This window comes from Streptomyces sp. LUP30 (assembly GCF_001746365.1).
Taxonomy (GTDB): Bacteria; Actinomycetota; Actinomycetes; order Streptomycetales; family Streptomycetaceae; genus Streptomyces.
In genome coordinates this window covers 1-21303 of record NZ_MJAJ01000085.1, presented here as the reverse complement: position 1 = coordinate 21303, position 21303 = coordinate 1, and the positions used below count along the sequence as shown (strand labels likewise).

12 protein-coding genes are annotated in these 21303 nt (G+C 74.7%); 7 read left to right on the top strand and 5 right to left on the bottom strand.

The genetic code is table 11. The annotated features are described in order from the left end of the window. The coding region (locus BG482_RS38545) for a DNA polymerase III subunit alpha (RefSeq protein ID WP_069773876.1) at nt 1-3416 on the bottom strand (3416 nt) is incomplete at its 3' end. Between the two features lie 152 nt (nt 3417-3568). Here BG482_RS38545 and BG482_RS38540 point away from each other — a divergent pair. Then, nucleotides 3569-4624 carry a DUF3533 domain-containing protein gene (locus BG482_RS38540; protein WP_069773875.1) on the top strand — a complete coding sequence of 352 codons (1056 nt, stop codon included), beginning with the start codon at nt 3569-3571 and terminating at the stop codon, nt 4622-4624. 101 nt (nt 4625-4725) lie between these two features. Here BG482_RS38540 and BG482_RS38535 read toward each other — a convergent pair whose 3' ends face one another. After that, on the bottom strand, nt 4726-5808 hold the full coding sequence (locus BG482_RS38535) for a S1 family peptidase (RefSeq protein ID WP_069773874.1): 1083 nt from the start codon (nt 5806-5808) through the stop codon (nt 4726-4728). 401 nt (nt 5809-6209) lie between these two features. Between BG482_RS38535 and BG482_RS38530 the strand changes: the two genes are divergently transcribed. From BG482_RS38530 to BG482_RS38505, 6 genes are all read left to right on the top strand, one after another. Further along, nucleotides 6210-7682: an acyl-CoA carboxylase subunit beta gene (locus BG482_RS38530; protein ID WP_079142671.1), complete on the top strand. Its 1473-nt coding sequence runs from the start codon at nt 6210-6212 to the stop codon at nt 7680-7682. 18 nt (nt 7683-7700) lie between these two features. After that, complete coding sequence (locus BG482_RS38525; protein WP_069773872.1) at nt 7701-9581, top strand: fatty acyl-AMP ligase; 1881 nt, start codon at nt 7701-7703, stop codon at nt 9579-9581. Then, nucleotides 9578-13567, top strand: a complete 3990-nt coding sequence (locus tag BG482_RS38520; RefSeq protein WP_069773871.1) for a type I polyketide synthase — start codon at nt 9578-9580, stop codon at nt 13565-13567. Before BG482_RS38525 ends, BG482_RS38520 begins: the two co-directional genes overlap by 4 nt. A gap of 21 nt (nt 13568-13588) precedes the next feature. After that, nucleotides 13589-14530 (top strand): alpha/beta hydrolase family protein, encoded by a 942-nt coding sequence (locus tag BG482_RS38515; RefSeq protein WP_069773870.1) that lies wholly within the window; start codon nt 13589-13591, stop codon nt 14528-14530. 122 nt (nt 14531-14652) lie between these two features. After that, nucleotides 14653-15882 carry a CdaR family transcriptional regulator gene (locus BG482_RS38510; protein ID WP_069773869.1) on the top strand — a complete coding sequence of 410 codons (1230 nt, stop codon included), beginning with the start codon at nt 14653-14655 and terminating at the stop codon, nt 15880-15882. A gap of 171 nt (nt 15883-16053) precedes the next feature. Continuing rightward, nucleotides 16054-16695: a cutinase family protein gene (locus tag BG482_RS38505; protein WP_069773868.1), complete on the top strand. Its 642-nt coding sequence runs from the start codon at nt 16054-16056 to the stop codon at nt 16693-16695. A gap of 302 nt (nt 16696-16997) precedes the next feature. Here BG482_RS38505 and BG482_RS38500 read toward each other — a convergent pair whose 3' ends face one another. The 3 genes from BG482_RS38500 to BG482_RS38490 form a co-directional block, all read right to left on the bottom strand. Continuing rightward, nucleotides 16998-18734 (bottom strand): hypothetical protein, encoded by a 1737-nt coding sequence (locus tag BG482_RS38500; RefSeq protein WP_069773867.1) that lies wholly within the window; start codon nt 18732-18734, stop codon nt 16998-17000. 152 nt (nt 18735-18886) lie between these two features. Next, nucleotides 18887-19798 carry a S1 family peptidase gene (locus BG482_RS38495; RefSeq protein ID WP_069773866.1) on the bottom strand — a complete coding sequence of 304 codons (912 nt, stop codon included), beginning with the start codon at nt 19796-19798 and terminating at the stop codon, nt 18887-18889. Nucleotides 19799-20692: 894 nt separating this feature from the next. Next, on the bottom strand, nt 20693-21303 hold a 611-nt coding region (locus tag BG482_RS38490), incomplete at its 5' end, for an LLM class flavin-dependent oxidoreductase (protein WP_141746714.1).

Sequence of the window (21303 nt, the reverse complement as noted above, 5' to 3'; positions counted from 1 at the left end):
TCGCCGTCGTCGGCGGCGCCCGCGCCGGGGGCGCCGCCCGGGGCGGCCAGCCGGGCCGCGACGCCTTCCAGCCCCTCGTCCCGGCGCACCTCCAGCAGGTCGGCGAGGTTCCAGGCCGCCGAGCCCACCACGCTGAGGCTGCGCGGCCCGCGCCGCTGCACCACCCCGCGCACCAGCAGCAGCCAGGAGTGGAAGACGGTGTGGGCGCAGGCGTCGTGGGAGTCCTCGAAGAAGGCCAGGTCGACCAGGCCGGTGCCGTCGTCCAGGGTGCTGAAGACGACCCGTTTGCCGGACCGGATCGGCGGGGTCTGGGTGGCCGCCTTGGCACCCGCGACCAGCACGGTCTCTCCGTGCCGCGCCTCCCGCAGCCGCCGGGCCGAGACCACGCCCAGCTCGGCGAGGAAGTCGCCGTGGTCGTCCATCAGATGGCGCGAGGCGTCCATGGACAGCACGCCCAGCTCGGCGCTGAGCCGCTCGGCCGAGGTCAGGTCGGGCAGCCCGGCCGGGGCGGTCTTCCGCCCGCCCGCCAGAGGGAGTTGGCCGCCGCCCGCCCCGCGCCCACCGCGGTGCAGCTCGGTCAGGTGCAGTTGCAGGTCACGGCGGTTGGCGCCGAAGGCGTCCAGCGCGCCGACCTGGGCGAGCCGCCCGGCCAGCGGCCGGCTCGGGCGTGCCCGCTCCCAGAAGTCCAGCAGCGAGGCGTACGGCTGCCCGTCCGCGACCCGTGCCGCCTCGGCCTCGCTGATGCCGTGCACGTCGGAGAGGGCGAGCCGCAGCCCCCAACGCCCGGGAGAATCCGCGGAATCCGCGGAATCCGCGGAATCCGCCGATGGCGTCGATGGCGTCGATGGCGTCGACGGCGTCGATCCTCTTGATTCAGACACCAGTTCGATACGGTGGGCGACGCCCGACCGGTTCACGTCCAGCGGGAGGATCGGCACCCCCCGCCGCCGCGCGTCCGCCAGCAGCAGCCGCTTGGGGTACATCCCGGGGTCGTGCGTGAGCAGTCCGGCGTAGAAGGCGGCCGGGTGGTGCGCCTTCAGCCACGCCGACTGGTACGTCGGGACGGCGAAGGCGACCGCGTGCGCCTTGCAGAAGCCGTAGGAGCCGAAGGCCTCGATGATCTCCCAGGTCCGCTGAATCGTTTCTGCGCTGTATCCCCCCGCCGCCGCGTGCTGCGCGAACCACACCTTGATCCGCCCCTGGGACTCCGGGTCGGAGAGCCCGCGCCGCACCCGGTCGGCCTCGCCGCGTCCACAGCCGGTCATGATCGCGACGATGTCGATGATCTGCTCGTGGAAGACGACGACGCCGTAGGTGTCCCGCAGCGGCTCCACCAGATCCGGATGCGGGTACCGGACCGGCGCGCGCCCGTGCCGGGCCTCGATGAACGGCCGCACCATGTCGGCGGCGACCGGGCCGGGCCGGAAGAGGGAGATGTCGACGACCAGGTCGTGGAAGGTGGCCGGCTGCAACCGCCCCACCAGGTCCCGCTGGCCCGGCGACTCGATCTGGAAGCACCCGAGCGTCTCGGTGGACCGGATGAGCCGGTACGTCGCCGGGTCGCCCTCCTCGACCGCGTCCAGGTCGATCCGCTCCCCGGTCGCCCGCTCCACCTCCGCCACCGCGTGCGCCATCGCCGACTGCATCCGCACGCCCAGCACGTCCAGCTTGAGCAGCCCGAGGTCCTCGACGTCGTCCTTGTCGAACTGGGCCATCGGGAACCCCTCGCCGCTGGTCGGCACGACCGGCGTGCGGGAGAGCAGGGAGGCGTCGGACAGGAGCACCCCGCACGGGTGCATGGCGACTCCGCGCGGGAGGGCGTCGAGGGCCTCGACCAGCTCCCACAGCCGCCCGTACCGCTCCTTCTCCCCCGCCAGCGCCCGGAGTTCGGGCAGCTCCTCCAGGGCCGCTCGGGCGTCCCGGGCCCGGATGTGCGGGAAGGACTTGGCGACGCGGTCGATCTCGGCCGGGTCCATGGACAGGGCCGCGCCGACGTCCCGGATCGCGTGGCGGACGCGGTACGTCTCCGGCATCGCGACCGTCGCCACCCGCTCGGCCCCGAAGCGGCCGATGATCGCGCGGTAGACCTCCAGCCGGCGCGCGGACTCCACGTCGACGTCGATGTCGGGCAGCACGACCCGCTCCCGGGACAGGAAGCGCTCCATCAACAGCCCGTGCTCCAGGGGGTCGGCGTGGGCGATGCCGAGGAGGTGGTTGACGAGGGAGCCCGCGCCCGAGCCGCGCGCGGCGACCCGGATGCCCATCTTCCGTACGTCGTCCACGACCTGGGCCACCGTCAGGAAATAGGAGGCGAACCCGTGGTGGGCGATGATGTCGAGCTCGTCGTGCATCCGCTCCCAGTACGGCCGCGCCTTCGCGGACCGGTCGTAGCCCCGCAGCACCATCCCGGCCGCCGCTCGTGAGGCCAGCGTCCGCTGGGCGGTGCGGCGGTCCGCGCCCACGAGATGCGGCTCGGGGAAGTGGACGGCGCCCATGCCCAGGTCGTCCTCGGGGTCGACCAGGCACTCGGCGGCCGCGGCCCGGGTCTGCTCCAGCAGCCGGTGGGCGACGTCCCGCCGGAAGCCCGCGGCCTCCACGACCCGCTCCGCCGCCCCGAGCATGGCGTCCGCGCCCTTGAGCCAGGCCTCGCCCGAGTCGAGCTCCTTGGCCGGATCGACGGGGACCAGTCGGCGGGCCGCGTCCAGGATGTCGGCGACCGGTCCCTGGCCGGGGTCGGCGTACCGGACGGCGTTACTGAGCACGGGCCGGATCCGCTGTTCGGCGGCGAAGCCGACGGTGCGGGCGGCCAGCCGCAGGGAACCGGGACCGGTGCCGGTGCGCCCGTGCCAGACGGCCTCCAGGCGCAGGGCGTCGCCGTACGCCTCGCGCCAGGGGGCGAGGAGCCTCGCGGCCCGGTCCGGACGGCCCGCGGCGAGCGCGCGGCCGACGTCGGAGGCCGGGCCGAGCAGGACGGTCAGACCGTCGCCGTGGTTGTCGGCCCAGGGCAGCGACGGCAGGCCCGTGCCGTCCCCCGCGTGCGCCGCCGTGACCAGTCGGCACAGGTCGGCCCAGCCCCGGGCGCCGTCGCGGGCGAGGAAGGTGACGCGGGGTGTCGACTCGTCGACGAAGGCGCCGCCGCGCACGGGGGTGCGGCGGCGGTCCCGCCGTACGGACGACGCGTCGCCCTGCGGACGCTCGGGCGCCGTGACCGCCAGGTCCACCCCGAACAGCGGGCGCACGCCCGCCTTCGCGCAGGCCTTGGCGAAGCGGACCGTGCCCGCGAGGGTGTCGCGGTCGGTGAGGGCGAGGGCGTCCATGCCCCGCTCCGAGGCCCGCTCGGCCAGCCGCTCCGGGTGCGAGGCCCCGTACCGCAGGGAGAACCCGGAGACGGTGTGCAGATGCGTGAACCCCGGCATCCGCACCTCCCGAAATCGAATGAGCCGAACGAATCGAACATCAGTTCACTACTCTCCCACCCCCACCATAGACCAAATCCCGAACGTATGTACGACAGCCGTTCGGACGCCCCCCACCTGCGGAAACATCCCGCGCCCCGGACCGTGGGAACATGACGCAGAGCACCGGCGCCGACACCCCCCGCGGCCCTTCCCGTGGCTCCTTCCTCGACGAGGTGAAGGACGCCGTCACCCCGCGGGCCACGCTCCTGGTCATCGGCGTGGTCGCGCTCCATCTGCTCTTCATCGCCTCCTACGTGGGGGCGCTGCACGACCCCAGACCCAAGGACGTGCCCTTCGGGGTCGTCGCGCCCCAGCCCGTCGCCCGGCAGACGGTGGCCCGGCTGGAGAAGCTGCCCGGCGGCCCCCTGGACCCGCGCGCCGTGGCCGACGCGGCGACGGCCCGCGCACAGATCCTCGACCGGAAGATCGACGGCGCCCTCGTGGTCGGCCCGGCCGGTGGCGCCGACACCCTCCTGGTGGCCACCGGCGGCGGCAAGGTGCTGGCCGCCACCCTGGTGACGCTCACCACCGCCCTGGAGAAGTCCGGGGCGCGCACCCTGCGGACCGTCGACGTGGTCCCGGCGGACAAGGAGGACGCCAACGGGCTGTCGTCCTTCTATCTGACCGTCGGCTGGTGCGTGGGCGGCTACCTCTGCGCCTCGATCATGGTCATCAGCTCGGGCGCCGGCCGCTCCACCCCGCGCCGCGCGGTGATCCGGCTGCTCGCCATGGCCGTCGTCGGGATCGTCGGCGGACTCGGCGGCGCTCTGATCGTCGGACCGGTCCTGGACGCCCTGCCGGGCAGCCTCGCGGCCTACTGGGGGCTCGGCGCGCTGATCGTCTTCGCGGTCGGCGCGGCCACGCTCGCCTTCCAGGGCGTCTTCGGGCTCGCCGGCATCGGGCTGGTCATCCTGCTCGTGGTGATCCTGGGCAACCCGAGCGCGGGCGGCGCCCTGCCGCCCCCGCTGCTCCCGCCGTTCTGGAAGGCGATCGGCCCTGCGTTGCCGCCCGGTGCGGGGACCTGGGCGGCGCGCTCGATCGCCTACTTCGAGGGCAACGACATGACCGGGTCCCTGCTGGTGCTGTCCGCGTGGGCGGTCGGGGGCGTCGTCGTCACCCTGCTGGCCTCCGTCCTGCGGACGCGCCGCGCGCAGAGCACGCCATGACCCGCGGCGCGGCGCGGCAGGCGTGAGGTCCGGCCCGAGGAAGGCGTGAGGTCCCGCCCCGGTGCGCGGGGCGGGACCTCCGTCGGTGCCGTGCCGGCCCGTCAGCCGATCCGCGTCCCCGTCGCCGACAGCGCCTCCGTCACCGGCTGGAAGAACGTCTCCCCGCCGGAGGTGCAGTCGCCGCTGCCGCCCGAGGTCAGGCCGACGGCGCTGCTGCCCGAGAACAGGGAGCCGCCGCTGTCGCCGGGCTCGGCGCACACGTCGGTCTGGATCAGGCCGTCGACGACGTCGCCGTTGCCGTAGTTCACCGTGGCGTCCAGGCCGGTGACGGTGCCGGAGTGCACCCGGGTGGTCGAGCCGCTGCGGGTGACCTTCATGCCGACGGTGGCCTCGGCGGCGCCGGTGATCCGCTGGGCCGAGCCGTCGTAGAGGTTCACCTCGCTCGGATGGGGCACGTCGGCGGTGTACTTGACCAGGCCGTAGTCGTCGCCCGGGAAGCTGGAGGCCGCGTCGGCGCCGATCTTCGCGCCGGAGGAGTCCGACCAGGTGGAGATGGCGTCGGTGCAGTGCCCTGCGGTCAGGAAGTACGGCTCGCCGCCCTTGACCACGTTGAAGCCGAGCGAGCAGCGCCCGCCGTCGCCGCCGATGGCGTCGCCGCCCGCGATGAAGGGTTTGAACTCCCCCTTGGCGCGCCGGAGTTCGGCCACCGGACCGAGGCCGTCGACGATCTTGGAGAGCTTGCCCCACTGTGCGTCGGAGACCGTGCGGTCGGCGGAGACGACGACCCTGCCGGTGGTCGGGTCGGTCACCCAGGCGGTGCCCGGGACGGACGCGTCCGCCTTGAGCTTCGCATGGGCGCCAGTCAGTTCGGCGAGGGTGTTCTCGACGACTCTGGCCCGGGCGCCGGCCGCCTCGACGGTGTCCGCGGCGCTCTCGTCGGCGACGTTCACCACGAGACTGCGGCTCTCGGCGTCGTAGTACGTGCCCGCCGCGTCGTCGCCGAGGTCCGCGCTCAGGGCCGAGGCCAGCTTTCCGGCCGCGAGGGCCGAGAGGACGGCGGGCCGCGGGGTGTCCGCCGGCTCGTCGGCGTTCGCGCTCTGGAAGGTGACTCCCGCCGCGACGAGCGCGGCGACACCCGCGCCCGCCACGCCCGCCCGTCGCCCGGATATCCGTCGGTGCTTCAACTCGCGTCCTCCTGTGGGGGGGTCGGTCCGGGACGGTCGCGCAGACCGCGGCGGGCCGGAAGGATGACCGGCGGCCGCCCACTCTTCCGAACCCCGCAGAGAGCGCACAAGGTCGACCTCGACAAGCGCACAGGGTGGGCACCGCGCGCCCCTCGCTCCTTCACCACCCCTTCCGGCCGTTGTCATCCAGGGACGAACCGGCTGCCCGGGAGACTCATCTCGCGCACACGAAGCGCCGATCCGTTCGGCCCTCCCCCTGGCCGCTGCCATATTCGAAGCCACTTTCGGAGGTGGCTGTGACGCCAGAGGCGACGACATCCCGGGGGCGGGAGACGGCGACGCGCGTGCCCGACGGCACCGCCGAACGTCTCACCGGCCTGGAGAGCCGACAGACCCGGGCGATGGCTCCGGGCGGACCGCGCAGACGCGGCGAGCACGGCGCACGCGAGCGGATCAACCTGCTGCTGGACGTGGGTTCGTTCACCGAGACCGGCCTGTTCGTCCGGGGTCGGCCAACCGGTGACGGGACGGCCCGACGGCCCTACGGCGACGGCGTGGTCACGGGCTACGGCACGGTCGACGGACGTCCGGTCTGCGTGTTCGCCCAGGACCCCACGGTGTTCGGCGGCAGCATGGGGGAGGCGTTCGGCGAGAAGACGGTCGCCCTGATGGACCTCGCCCTGAAGACCGGCTGTCCGGTCGTCGGGCTCAACGACGGCGGCGGCGCCCGCATCCAGGAGGGAGTCGCCTCGCTAGCCCTCTACGCCGAGCTGGTGCGCCGCAACGTCAAGGCGTCCGGGGTCATCCCGCAGATCTCGGTCGTGCTCGGGCCGTGCGCCGGCGGGGCCGCGTACTCGCCGGCCATCACCGACTTCACCGTGATGGTGGACGGCGCCTCGCACATGTTCGTCACCGGACCCGACGTCATCGAGGCGGTCACCGGCGAACGCACCGGCGCCGAGGAACTGGGCGGCGCCCGCACCAGCAACACCGTCAACGGCAACGCCCACTTCCTCGCCGCCGACGAGATGGACGCCCTCGACACCGTACGCGACCTGCTGTCGTACCTGCCCGCCAACAACCTGGAGCCGCCGCCGCGATACGCGCCGGCCGCCGCGGGCGCCGGCGTGCCGCTCGACGAGATCGTGCCGGACCGGCTCGCCCAGGCCTACGACATGCGCGACGTTCTGCGGTCGGTCGTCGACAGGGGCGAACTGCTGGAGATCCAGGAGCTGTTCGCGCCCAACATCGTCTGCGCGCTGGCCCTCGTCGAGGGTGCTCCGGTCGGCGTCGTCGCCAACCAGCCGCTGCACGCGGCCGGGGTCCTCGACATCGACGCCTCCGAGAAGGCCGCACGCTTCGTGCGGTTCTGCGACGCCTTCGGCCTCCCCCTGCTGACCTTCGCCGACGTCCCCGGCTATCTCTCCGGGGTGCGCCAGGAGCAGGGCGGAATCATCCGGCGCGGCGCCAAACTGCTGTACGCCTACGCCGAGGCGACCGTCCCCAAGGTCACCGTCGTGGTGCGCAAGGCCTACGGCGGCGGGTACGCGGTGATGGGCTCCAAACACCTGGGCGCGGACATCAACCTCGCCTGGCCCACGGCCCGGATCGCGGTCATGGGCGCCGAGGGCGCCGTCGGCGTCCTGCACCGGCGTGAACTCGCCGCCTCCGACGACCCCGACGCGTTGCGCGCCCGTCTCGTCGCCGGGTACGAGAGCACCCACGGCACCCCCTATCTCGCGGCCGAGCGCGGATACGTCGACGCGGTCATCGCCCCGCGCGACACCCGCGCCCACGTCTGCCGCGCCCTGCGCGCGCTGCGCGGCAAGCGCGCCCCGATGCCGGAGCGCCGGCACGGCAACATCCCGCTCTGACCGTGTGAGGAGCCATCCGTGACGGACACCCCCCGCCCCCCGCTCGCGCCCGCCTGCCGGAGCCTGCCGGAGTACGTGCGGCACTGGGCCGAGACCACCCCCGACCGCCGGGCGTTCACCTTCGTCGACCACCCCGCCGCGCACCCGCGGGGCGTCCACCGCACCCTGACCTGGCGCCGCCTGGACCTTCGGATGCAGGCCCTGGCCGCACGGCTCGCCGAGGAGGCCGAGCCCGGAGCGCGGGTCGCGCTGCTGTGCCCGCAGGGCACGCACTACGTCACCGCGTTCCTCGCGGCGCTCGCCGCCCGCATGGTCGCCGTCCCGCTGTACCCGCCGGGGCTGCCCGGGCAGGGCGACCGGCTCACGGCCGTTCTCGCCGACGCGCGTCCGGCGGTCGTCGTCACGACGAGCGACGTCCTCGACGAGGTGCGGGAGTTCTGCGCGGACGGCGCGGTGACGGTCGTCGCCGCCGACCTGGTGCCCGACGCCGCCGCCGGGGACCGGCGGCCGGTCGCGCCGCACGACACGGCCGTCGCCTATCTGCAGTACACCTCCGGCTCGACCCGGACCCCGGCGGGCGTGGAGATCACGCACGCCAACGTCGTCGCCAACGCCCACCAGGCGCTGACCGCCTACGTCGCCGACGGCGCTCCGGTGACCTGCGTGGGGTGGCTGCCGCTGTACCACGACATGGGGCTCGTCCTGAGCGTCGCCGCCCCGGTCTCACGGGGAGCGCTGTCGGTGCTCATGGACCCGGTGGCGTTCCTGCACGAGCCCGCGCGCTGGCTGCGGCTGCTCTCCGCGCACCCGCACGCGGTGAGCGCCGCGCCCAACTTCGCCTACGACTACTGCGCCTCGGCCGTCACCGAGGGGCAGAAGGCGGAGCTGCGGCTGGACCGGATCACCGCGCTGATCAACGGCAGCGAGCCGGTGCGGCCCGGCACGGCCGACGCCTTCCAGGCCGCCTTCGCCGACCGGGGACTCGTGCCGGAGACCCACTGCCCGTCGTACGGGCTCGCCGAGGCCACCGTGTTCGTCAGCGCCGCCCGGCCCTGGGAGCCGCTGCGCCGGTTCGCGCTCGACCGCGACGCCCTGGCCGCCGGGAAGGCCCTGCCGGCGCGGGCCGACGATCCCGCGGCCGTGCTGCTGGCCGGCTGCGGCGCCCCCGCCGGGCAACAGGTCCGCATCGTCGACCCGGCGTCGCGCACCGCCCTGCCGGAGGGCGAGGTCGGCGAGATCTGGGTGCGCGGCCCCAACGTCGGCCGCGGCTACCGCGACCAGGACCGCCTGACGCGACGCGTCTTCGACGCGGAACTCACCGACCCGCCGTCCGGCACCCGACCCGGGACGGCGACCGGAACCGGGCCCGGCGACAAGACCGGCCCGGGGGCCGGCCGGGCTGCGTCCCCGGCGGCCGACGCACGCGGCTCGGGCGGCTGGCTGCGCAGCGGTGATCTCGGGACGGTGCTGGACGGCCAGTTGATCGTCACCGGTCGGCTGAAGGACCTCATCGTCGTCGACGGCCGCAACCACTACCCGCAGGACGTGGAGGCCACCGTCCAGGAGGCGCACCCGGCCGTGCGGCGCGACCGGCTCGCCGCGTTCGCCGTGCCGGGCCCCGAAGGGGAACGGGCGGCCGTCGTGGCGGAGCACGCACGGACCACGGACCCCGCCGGGATCGACGTGCCGGCCCTGGTGCGCACGGTACGGGCGGCGGTGTCCGCCCGGCACGGGCTGCGGCTCGCCGACGTCGTGCTCGTGCCACCGGGCGCCGTGCCCCGGACGTCCAGCGGCAAGGTGTCGCGGACGCTGGCCCGTGAGCGGTATCTGGCGGGCGCGTACGCGAAGGGGACGGGTGCGGAGACGAAGACGGGGACGGGGACGGGGGCGGCCGGATGAGCCGCGTCGACGAGGGGGCGCTGCGCCGGCTGATCGCCCGCCGGGCGGCCTCCTGGCAGGGCACGGCCGCCGCGGACGTCCCGATGGACCGGCCGCTCGCGGATCTCGGCATGTCCTCGCGGGACGCGGTGGTCCTGGCCGGGGAGCTCTCCCGGGCCACGGGGCGCGAACTGCCGGCGACGCTGCTGTGGGAGGCGCCCACCGGCGACGCCCTGATGGCGCACCTGTGCGGCGGCACGGCCGCGCATGCCTCTCCCCGGGAGGTCCCCCGAGCCGCTCCCCCGGCCGCGACGCCGGGGCCGTCCGGAGAGCCCGTCGCGGTCATCGGGGTGGGATGCCGGCTGCCCGGGGGTGTGCACGGGCCCGGGGACTACTGGCGGCTGCTGACCGGGGGCGTGGACGCGATCCGGCGGGTGCCCGAGGACCGCTGGCGGGACTTCACCGCCTACCCGCCCGCCGAAGCGCCGCCGCACGGCGGCTACCTCGACGACATCGCCGGGTTCGACGCGGACTTCTTCCGCATCACCCCGCGCGAGGCCGCCGTGATGGACCCGCAGCAGCGGATCCTGCTGGAGGTCGTCCACGAGACCCTCGATCACGCGTCCGTCCCGGCCGCGTCCCTCGCCGGCACGGCGACCGGCGTCTTCGTGGGCGTCTCCGCGCCGGAGTACGGCTCGCTGACCGGCGCCGACCCGGCCGCGGTGGACCCCTGGGCGCCGGCCGGCGGCGCGTTGAGCGTGACGGCCGGGCGGGTGGCGTACGTGCTGGACACCCGGGGACCGAGCACGGCCGTCGACACCGCCTGCTCGTCGTCGCTGGTCGCCGTGCACCAGGCGTGCGTCAGTCTGCGCACGGGCGAGGTCGACACGGCGATCGCCGCCGGGGTCAACGTGCTGCTCTCCCCCGCCGTCACCGTCGCGTTCCGGCGGGCCGGCGCCCTCGCGCCGGACGGGCGCTGCAAGCCGTTCTCCGCGATGGCCGACGGCATCGGCCGCGGCGAGGGCTGCGCGGCCGTGCTGCTGAAGCGGCTGTCCGACGCCGAACGGGACGGCGACCGCGTCCTCGCCGTCATCCGTGCCACCGCCGTCAACTCCGACGGCCGCTCGGGCGGTCTCCTGGCGCCCAACCCCGCGGCCCAGCGCGCCCTGTTGGAGACGGCTTACGCGCGAGCCGGGCTCGATCCGGGGCACATCGACGCCGTCGAGGCGCACGGCACCGGCACGCCGCTGGGCGACCCGATCGAGGCGGGCGCGCTCGGCGCGGTGCTCGGGGCGGGCCGCGACGCCGACCAGCCGCTGCTGCTCGGCTCCGTCAAGGGCAACCTCGGTCATCTGGAGTCCGCCGCCGGCATCGCCGGGCTGGTGAAGACGGTGCTCGCGCTGCACCACGACCTCGTTCCGCCGTCCCTGCACTGTGCGCGGGGCAGCGCCCTGGACGACGGACGGCTGCGGGTGGTGACCGAGCCGGAGCCATGGCCGCGCTACGGCGGGACGGCCACCGCCGGGGTCTCGGGGTTCGGTTTCGGCGGCACCAACGCCCATGCGGTGCTGGAGGAGCGGCGACCGGCCGTCCTGTGGCGGGCTCCCGACGGGGAACCGGCCGCGCGTCTGCATCTCCTCTCCGACGTCGACGCCGCCCGCGTCCGGGACACCGCGGCCCGGCTGGCCGAGTGGCTGCGCACGCCCGAGGGGGGCGCGGCGCACCCGGCGGACGTGGCGCGCACCCTCGCCGGGCGGACCGGACGCGGCCGGACGCGGGTCGCCGTCACCGCCCGCGACCGGGAGGAACTCCTCGACGCGCTGGACGCGCTGGCACAGGACCGGCCCCATCCCCGGGTCGTCGCCGACGAGCGCTCCCTGGTCGGGCGCGGGCCGGTGTGGGTCTTCTCCGGGTACGGCAGCCAATGGGCCGGCATGGGACGTCGGCTGCTGGCCGAGGAGCCGGTCTTCGCCGCGGCCGTGGAGAAGCTCGATGTCCTGCTGGCCCCGCACTGCAGTTTCTCCCTGTGCGAAAGGCTGTCCTCCGGCGCCGGTCTGGAGCGGGTGGAGATCGCCCAACCCGTGCTGTTCGGAACGCAGTTGGCGCTCGCGGAGCTGTGGCGCGCCCAGGGAGTCGAGCCCGCCGCCGTCATCGGGCACTCGCTGGGCGAAGTGGCCGCCGCGGTGTGCGCGGGCGCGCTGGACGCGTCGGACGGGGCCCGGGTGGTCGCCGTGCGGGCCCGGCTGCTCGGCGGGCTGCGCGGCGGGGCGATGGCCGTCGTCGACCTCGACGACGGCGAACTCGACGCCCTGGCGGCGGAGTTCCCCGGGGTGCAGGTCGCCGTGCACTCCGCGCCCGGTCAGAAGGTCGTCACCGGCGCGCAGGAGGCGGTCGCCGAACTGGTGGAGGCGCTGCGGGGGCAGGGGCGGGCCGCCCGCGCCCTGCGCGTCGCCGGCGCCGGGCACTCCCCCCAGGTCGATCCGCTGCTGCCGGAGTTGACCGAGGCGCTGGCCGACGTCCGGGGCGGGCGGCCGCGTGTCCCGGTGTACTCCACCGTCCTGGACGACCCGCGCGGCGAGGGGGCGTTCGACGCCGCGCACTGGGCGGCGAACCTGCGGCGCCCCGTGCGCCTGGACCGGGCGGTCGCGGCCGCCGCGGCCGACGGCCACACGGCCTTCGTCGAGATCTCGCCCCACCCGGTGCTGACCGCGGCCGTCGCCGGCAACGCGCCCGGCGCGCTCGTCCTGGGCACCCTGCGCCGCGACGCCGACGACTTCGCCGCGTTCCTGACCGGGGTGGGGGCGGTGTACGCGGCCGGCGGACGCCTGCCGCTGCCGCCCGGCCGCGTCATCGACCTGCCCGCACCGCGCTGGCGGCGCCGACGGCACTGGTGGACGGACGGTCGTCCGGCGACGGCGCCCGTCCCGGCCGCGGAGACGACGGCCCCCGAGGACGCCTCCCTCACCGGCCGCGTACGCCACCACATCGCCGCGGTCACCGGCCACCCGGCGGCCCGTGTCCCACCCACCGCCGCCCTGACCGACCTGGGCCTGGACTCCCTGATGGCCGTCCGCATCCGCACCGCCCTCGAAGGCGAGTTCGGGATCGCACTGCCGCTGCGCGCCCTGCTCGGCGCCGGCACCGTCGAGGGGGTGGCCGACCGCATCCGGCGGACACTGCCCGCCGGGGAGCCGGACTCCCCGCTGCGCGTCCTGCACGCCGGCGGCGCCCGGGCTCCGCTGTTCCTGCCGCACGCCGCCGGCGGCACGAGCGACGTCTACCGGGCGCTCGTCGACCGGCTCGGGGACGACCGGCCGGTGTACGGGCTCGAACGCGTCGAACAGGCCCGCACGGTGACGGAGAAGGCGCGCCGGTACGCCGAGGCGATCACCTCGCTCCACCCCGACGGGCCGTGTGCGCTGGGCGGTTGGTCCTTCGGCGGCTTCCTCGCCCAGGAGACCGCACGACAGCTGACCGCCTCCGGCCGGGAGGTGGAGCTGGTGGCCCTCCTCGACTCCGTCCGCCCGCTCCCGCTGCCCGGTGTGACCCCGGCGGACCGGATCCGCGACCACTTCACCGGCTTCGCCCGGCACGTCGCCGACGCCTACGGGGTCCGGCTGGAGCTGCCCTACGACGAGCTCGTCGCGACGGACGACGACGGAGAGCGCATCGACGTCGTGCTGCGCGCCCTGCGCGAGGCCGCCGATCTGCCGGCCGCCGCCCTGGAGCACCAGCGCTCCTCCTACCTGGACCTCAGGATCGGCGAGGCCCACCGGCCCGGGACCTACGAGGGACCGGTGGTGCTGTACCGGGCCGCAGAACCCGCCCCGCACACCGTGCGCGACCCCGCCTACGAACGCGACGACGAGGCCCTGGGCTGGGACGAGGTCTGCCCGAGCCTGACGGTCGTAGCGGTCGAGGGCCACCATCTGTCGCTGCTCGACCCCCCGCACGTCGACGAGCTCGCCGCCCATCTGCGGCGCGCGCTCGCCGAGCACAGCCGCTGAACCGGACGACGAGGAGCCGCCATGTCCCCCCACCCCACCACCGGAGTGTCCCGACGCGCCGTCGCCAGAGCGGCGACGGCCGTCGGCCTGACCGCGATCTTCGGCGCCGGAACCGCCACCGCCCGGGCCGTGACCCGGCTCGGACCGCGCACCCTGGACGTGTCCGTGGCGTCCGCGGCCCTCGGCCGCAGCGCGCCGCTGCGGCTGATCCTGCCGTCGGACTTCGACGCCCGGACCGACCGCTCCTATCCCGTCCTGTACCTGCTGCACGGCGCCCACGACGACTACACCTCGTGGACCCGGGAGACGGACATCGAGTCCTTCACCGCGGGCCGGGAGCTGATCGTGGCGATCCCGGACGCGGGACCCACCGGCATTCCCACCCACTGGCGCAGCGGCCCCGACTACGAGACCTTCCAGGTCGAGGAGGTTCCGGCGCTGCTCGCCCGGAGCTACCGGGCCTCCGGCGTACGGGCGGTCGCCGGGGTCTCCACCGGCGGCTACGGCGCGATGGCGCACGCGGCACGCCATCCCGGCCGGTACGCGGCGGCGGCCTCCTACAGCGGCATCCTCGACACCACCGCGCCGGGCGTACCGCCGATCGTGGACGCCATCGTCGCCCGCGAGAACCTGCTGCCCCCGGCCCTGTGGGGCAATCCGCTGCTGAACCTCCTCACCTGGCGCGACTTCAACCCGCGCGCCCGGGCGGCCGGGCTGCGCGGCACGAGCCTGTACGTGTCCAACGGCAGCGGAGTCGCGGGCGGCAGCGGCGACTGGCTGCCCGAGGCGCTGGAGAGCGCCCTGTGGCCCTCCGCCCACGCCTTCACCGACACGCTCGCGCTGCTCGGCATCCCGGTCACCACCCACTACTACGCGGGAGGAGGACACAGCTGGACCTACTGGAAGCGGGAGTTCACCGCGTCATGGCCGATGCTCGCCCGTGCGCTGGGGGTGCCGGAGTGACGCCCGCGGCGCCGGGGCACGGAACGGAGCGCAGGGGACGCGCGTCCAACACGGGACTGCCCCCTCGTCCCACGGGCGACGGCCCGCGGGTGAGCCGCCTCCGGGTGAAAGGAGTGTCCGCCGTGGCTTCCCCCACCCCGCACGGTGTGCCGCAGGGCCTCGGAGTCTCCCCTGTGCCCCCCGAACTGGCCAGACTGCTGCGCGACGGCCTCGAGGCCGTCGCCGACGAGGTGGAGGAGGAGGTCCGCAGCCAGGTCCCGGAGTACGCGCGGCCGGCCGACGGGACGTATCGCGCGCGCCTCAGGGCCGGCGTCGTCCAGGCCCTCACGCTCTTCGTGGACCATATCGCCGACCCGCGCGGGCGGGGTGACGCGATCGCGGCGACCTACTACGAACTCGGCCGTGGCGAAGCCCTGGAGGGGCGCAGCCTGGACGCGCTGCAGTCCGCGCTGCGCGTCGGAGGACTGCGGGCCTGGCGGGAGATGGGCCGCACCGCCGAGGAGCTCGGGCTGGACTCCACGGTGGTGGCTGCCCTGGGCGAGCTGGCGTTCCGGACCGTCCACGAGGTGGCGGAGGCGGCCGCCGCCGGTTACGCGGAGGCCCGGCTGCGCAGTACGGACGAGCTGGAGCGCCGGCGCAGACGGCTGCTCGGCCTGCTGCTCGGCGACGGCCCGGTGTCCCCGGAGGCGGTGCAGAACCTGGCGCACGGCGCCCGGTGGTCGGTGCCGCCGTATGCCGCGGTCGTCGCGCTGGCGGCCGGGCCGGAGCAGCGCGAGGAGGAGCGGCCGCTGGCGGCTGCCGGGATGTTGGTGGACATGGAGTCCCGGCCGCCGCGGATGCTGGTGCCCGACCCGGACGGTTCCGGCCGCTTCGGCGGGCGGGCGTTCGGCCTCGCGCTGCGCGGCCGGCCGGCGGCGATCGGCCCCACGGTCCCGCTCGCCGAGGCCGCCCGGTCGCTGCACTGGGCCACCCGGGCGCTGGGGCTGATGGGCCGTGGGGTGCTGCCCCGGCAGGGTGTGGTGCGATGCGCCGACCATCTGTCGACCCTGCTGCTGCACGGCGACGAGCCGCTGCTCGCCCACCTGGAGTCGCGGGTCCTCGCGCCGCTCGACGCGGTGTCCGAGGGACAGCGCCCCCGGCTCGCGGAGACGCTGCTGGCCTGGCTGCTCAGCGGCAGCAACGTGCCCGACGTCGCCGCCCGGCTGCACGTGCACCCGCAGACGGTCCGCTACCGGCTGCGCCAGCTGGAGAAGTTGTTCGGCGACGCGCTGCACGAGCCCGCCACCCGGCTGGACCTCATCCTGGCGCTGCGCGCCGAGGAGTTGCGGGCACCCCGCGACTGCGCGACCTAGGTGACGTCCGCGCCGGCCGGCCCTCGTCCGACTTTCCTTCCGCTCATATCGGCAACAAAAAACGGGGAGTTTCTGAATTCCCGTCCATAACAACTGAACAGGCAAAGCGAATACGTTCGGGACGTCCTTTCCCCCAGGCGCTCGATCGCGCCCCACCCGCAAAGGATCCCCATGCGTATTCGCTCGTGCCTGGCCGCGCTCTCCCTGCTCGGCGGGGTCGCCGCGGCCGGACTCACCGCGTCCGCCGCATCGGCCGCCGCCTGCTCGGACATCGACGTCGTGGCCGCTCGCGGCACCTTCGAACCGGGCACGCTCGGCCTGATCGTCGGCGACCCGGTCTATTCCGCCCTGCAGCGGAAACTGACGGGTAAAAGCCTCTCCAGCTACAAGGTGAACTATCCGGCGGACCTTTCCCTCACCTCGGCCGCACAGGGCAACGCGGATGTGGTGAACCACGTCAAAAGCCAGGCAGCCGCCTGCCCGAACCAGCGGTTCGTCCTCGTCGGCTATTCGCAGGGCGCGAACGTCGTCGACAACTCCATCGGCGTCAGCAGTGCCGGCGCGGTGGTCGGCAGCCCCATCGTCGCCACGATCCCCGCCGCTCTCGAACCGCGGGTGGCGGCGGTGCTGCTGTTCGGCAACCCCATCCGGGCCCTCGGCAAGAGCGTCACCGGCGTCTACCAGGGCCGCACCGTCGACTTCTGCGCCCACGGCGACCCCATCTGCGAGAACGGCGGCGGCGACGTGCTGGCGCACCTCGGCTACACGGCGAACGCCGACGCGGCGGCCGTCTTCGCGGCGGGGCGGGTCTGAGTCCCGCCCCGCGCAGGCCCTGAGCCTCGATCCGGCACGAAGGAAGGGCCCGGGAGAAGATCCTCCCGGGCCCTTCCGCCGCGCGGGTGCCGCCGGTTCCGTGGCCGGAACGGTCCGCCGGGTCGGCGCCTTCGGATTCTCATGACCGGTGTGTGAGTGCGCCCGGTGAACTGCGTCATGCCCTTGCCGTGCTCCCGGTGTGACCGGGATGGAACACCAGGGTCGTGCGTTCAGGCGGTGAGTGGTCGTCCGCTCCGGCGGACCGGCCGGCACCGGCCCGGTGATCGTCTCCGGTCACGGCACTAGCGGGGATCGCGTGCGAACGCGGTGAGACCGGTGGAGACGGGCTCGGGCCGGCCGTTGTTCTGCGCCGGCGCCGCGGTCAGCACGTCGAGGTGCTGGTAGCCGTCGGCGACCAGCGGGTGCAGGTCGGCCGGGATGCGGCCGGCCAGCAGGCCGTCGCCCGCGAGCACGGTGAGGGTCGGCTTCGCGGTGAGCCCCTCCGGGTGCGCGACGAGCCGCTTCACCTGCGGGGATCCGGCCAGTTCGAGATCGGTGACGAGCTTCGTCGGGAAGTACTGCTCGGTGAAGTCCAGCGGCTGCTCGGCGAGGCTGCGGGCCAGCTCCCCGAGCGCGGTGACCTCCTTGTCGGCGCCGGTGAACGGCGTCCCGTCGGCGGACCGGCGGCCCGGGTCGTCGGGATCGCCGACCCGGTCGTAGTCGCGCCAGGTGTACAGCGGCCCGTGCGGCCGGTCCGGGATGGCCTTGTAGGCGGTGCCGAACAGCCCCGGCTGCTGCTCGCCGCCGTTGGCGACGGGGAAGCTCTTGTCGACGACCGGCCCGCCGTCGAAGAACCCGACGCTGCTCTGCAGGAACGCCAGCGGCACGGAGTTGTCGTCCATCAGCGCCCCGAGCACGGCGGCGTTGGTCAGCCGGAAGTCCTTCACCGCGGGCGTGCCGGTGAGGAAGGCGGCGGCGTCCTTGGAGAACAGGAAGCGGTTGGTGGCCTCGATGTCGAGGCCGGAGGGCAGATAGGACGGCAGGTCGGCCTCGCCGCCCGGGTCCCGCACGGCGCCGAGACCGGCGATGGCCAGCAACGTCATCGTCTCGGGGTTGAGCAGGACCGGCGCGGACAGCGAGCGCGGCAGCACTCCGCTGTCGAGCCCGGCCTGGACGACGCCGTAGCCGAGGCCGACGTCGGGCAGGTTCGTGTCGTCCGGGATGCTGCCGCTGAGGTCGCCGAGCGAGGTGGACACGGTGGTGTCGAGGGCGAAGTAGCCGGCGCACTGCCGGTAGCCGGCGTCGGCGGTGGTGGCGCGGTCGCCGTCGAAGTCGGCCGTGGCGAAGTACCCGGTGACGACCCCGCCGAGGGAGTGGCCGCCGCACAGCACCTTGCGCTCCCGTACCCGCTGGTCGGGCAGTTCGGCGGTGAGCAGGGTGTACTGGTCGCGGACGGTCTGCTCGACGCCGAGCCTCGCCATCCAGCCCAGCCGCTCGTTGCCGACGAACCCGGCGAAGGCGTGCCCGCCGACCTGTCTGCCCCGGTAGTAGTAGTCGACGGCCGCGTGCTGGTCGCCGGAGTCGATGCCGGTGTGGTCCTCCAGGCAGTTGGAGCGCCGGTCCAGGGCCCAGAACTCGATGTGCAGGCCCTGTTCGGCGGCGCGCGCCACGGTGTTGCGGGCGACGCTGTCGAAGGCTCCGGCGCCCTCCAGGATGCCCGGTTGGGCGACGAGGACGCGGTCGGCGTCGGCCGACGCCGCGGGACCGTCGGCGGAGCGGTAGCGCAGGTACGACAGCCAGTCGCACGCCGCCGGGCGGGCGCCGAAGGAGGCCGGCAGCGGCGCCTTCAGCCGGACCGCCGTCTCGGTCACCCCGGTGACCGGACCCGTCGACGCCACGGGCGTCTCGGTCCTCGTGGACTCGCCCTGAGCGGCGGGGGCGGCGGGGGCGGCGGTGAGCGCGCCTGCGGTCAGCAGCACCGCAAGCGCGGCGCTGCGCAGGGCTTTCGCGGTTCTTCCCGGGCTGGGACTCGTGTTCATAGCCGGACCGTAGGGCCGCACGGACCGGGCGGCCCTGCGGTGCTCACAAGTGCGCAGCACCCGCCGGTGCTTTTGTCAGAGCCGGACGAACGCGCTCCGGACGGCGAGAGGCCCCCGCGCGCGACGGTGCGCGAGCGGGGGCCCGGGACGAGCTAGAAGACGCTGACGCCGTAGGCGTTCAGGGCCTCCACCACCGGCTGGAAGAAGGTGGTGCCGCCGGAGCTGCAGTTGCCGCTGCCGCCGGAGGTCAGGCCGTAGGCGACGCCGCTGGTCGAGTACAGCGCGCCGCCGGAGTCACCGCCCTCGGCGCAGACGTTGGTCTGGATCATGCCGTAGACGACGTCGCCGCCGCCGTAGTTCACGGTCGCGTTCAGCGCGGTCACGCGGCCGCTGTGGATGCCGGTGGTCGAGCCGTCACGGTAGACCGTGGCGCCGACGCTGGGCGTGCCCGCGCTGGTGATGTCCGTGTTGCCCGCGGTGCCGGACTTGGTGACGGAGGTGTTGGTGTAGCGGACCAGCGCATAGTCGTTGGTCGGGAAGCTGTAGCTGACGTTCGTGCCCAGGGTGGTCGACTGCCCGGAGTTGGAGTACCAGGTCGAGGCGACCTCGCCGCAGTGCCCGGCGGTGAGGAAGTAGTAGGTGCTGCCGCTGCGGACGTTGAAGCCGAGGGAGCAGCGGTAGCCGCCGCCGTAGATGGCGTCGCCGCCGGCGATGAGCTTGTTGAACTTGCCCGGGGTGTGCTTGATCGTGAGCGCGCCGGCGTTGCCGCCCGCCTGCTGCTTGATCTTCGCGATCTCGGAGTCGGAGACCGTGCTGTCGACGGTGACCACCAGTCTGTTGGTCTTGCCGTCGACCGCCCAGGCGGTGCCCGGGACGTCCGCCTTGAGCACCGAGGCTCCGGCGCTCTTGAGTTCGGAGGCGCTGAAGGTGGTGTTGTCCGCCGCGCTCGCGTGGGGGATCGCGATGGCGGCCGCGGCCACGAGTCCGGTGGCGACGGCGGTCAGCCGGGTCCGTCTCGAGATGCCGCTCATGGGGGTGGTGGGGGTGGTGCGCTTGATCCTCACGTTTCGTTCCCTCCTAGGGGAAGTCGGGGGCCCGTCGTGTGGGGTCGGGGCCCGTGAGGCGCAGCCAGGACCGACGTTCGTCCGGATTTCGGACACGCCGTGACCCTGACAAGCGCTGAGGGGGAGTATTCGGCCGAACGGCCGGTAGGCGCAAGGGCGCCTTTCGGCCGTCAACCAGTGAACCAACTGCGTGAGTCGATCCCTCTTGCAGCCCTCTTGCCCCAGCTCAGACCGGGTTGCGCTCCTTCTCCTCGACCACCACGTCCCATGTCTTCCCGGCCGGGGCGGCGAACGGACCGAAGTACGGGCAATGGCGCACGGAGGCAGTACGGCCGCATCGAGGGCCACCGCCGTGCGTCCGTACGCGTTCGGTGCGCCGGAGTGCGGAGAACCGGAAGCGTCAACTGTTCGCGCTGCCGGTGGCGTCGGGGAACGCCGCCCCCGGCGAACCGTCTCGCGCGCGGCCGCCTCCGGACGGGGTGCGACGTCCGGACGCCGACCGGCGCTTCCCGGACGGTCCGTCACGACCCCGTCTCCGTGCCGGATCGCCGAGCGGTCCCGGTCGACGTCCCACATCCCCGAGGCGCCCTCGCGCGGCGGCGCACCCCGCTGCCGCGCACCGTCCGCGCCCCCGCTCACGCCCGCCGGCCGCGGACGGGCCTCGGGTCCGCGCCCGGCCGTGTCCCGCGGCGGCCTGCACGGAGACCTGTGCGACGACCCCGCCCGGAGCGCGCGTCGGCCCGGGCGGGGTCGGTCGCGGTGGGCACCGGCGTCGCCGCTGCGGCCGTCCCGGCCCCGGGTGTCCGGAATTCGACCGTCCGGATGGCCTGGACGCGGCGGGCGGCGCACCTCTCGACGCAGTGCCGGGCGCCGCTTTCGGCACACGCGCGGCCCTCAGGCCGCTCCCCCCGCGGTCCGGTCGGCGGGCCGGGCGAGTCCCAGATGCTCGCGCAGGGTGCTGCCGGGATAGAACGTGCGGAACAGGCCCCGGTGCTGAAGGAGCGCCACCGTGCCGTTGACCAGGCGCTCCAGGTCCCGGCGCGGTTCGACGGGGGTGAGGTGGAAGCCGTCGACGGCGCACTCCTGACGCCAGGAGACGATCAGGTCGGCGAGGTCGACGGGGCCGCCCCGGTACAGCGCGCCTCGTGGGGTCTGCCGGGGGCCGCCCCCGCCGTGCCCGGGATGCGCGGCGTGCTCGCCGTCGCCGAGGTCGATCAGCAGGCTCACCATGACCCTGAGCGAGTCCGGGTCGCGTCCGGCCCCGGCGGCCTCGGACCGCAGCCGGTCGCGGGCGGCGCGGGCCCGCGCGGGGCTCGCCGCGCGTACCAGGGCGACGTCGGCGTGACGTGCGGCCAGGGACCGGGCCCGCCCCTCGGTGGCGTCGACGACGCGCACGGGGTGTCCCTGCGGGGATCCGGGCCCGGCAGACGGCCCGTCGGGCGTGGTGGCGGAACCGCGGAAGTCGACGCGGTGCAGCGTGTCGTGGTCGACGCGGCGGCCCCCAC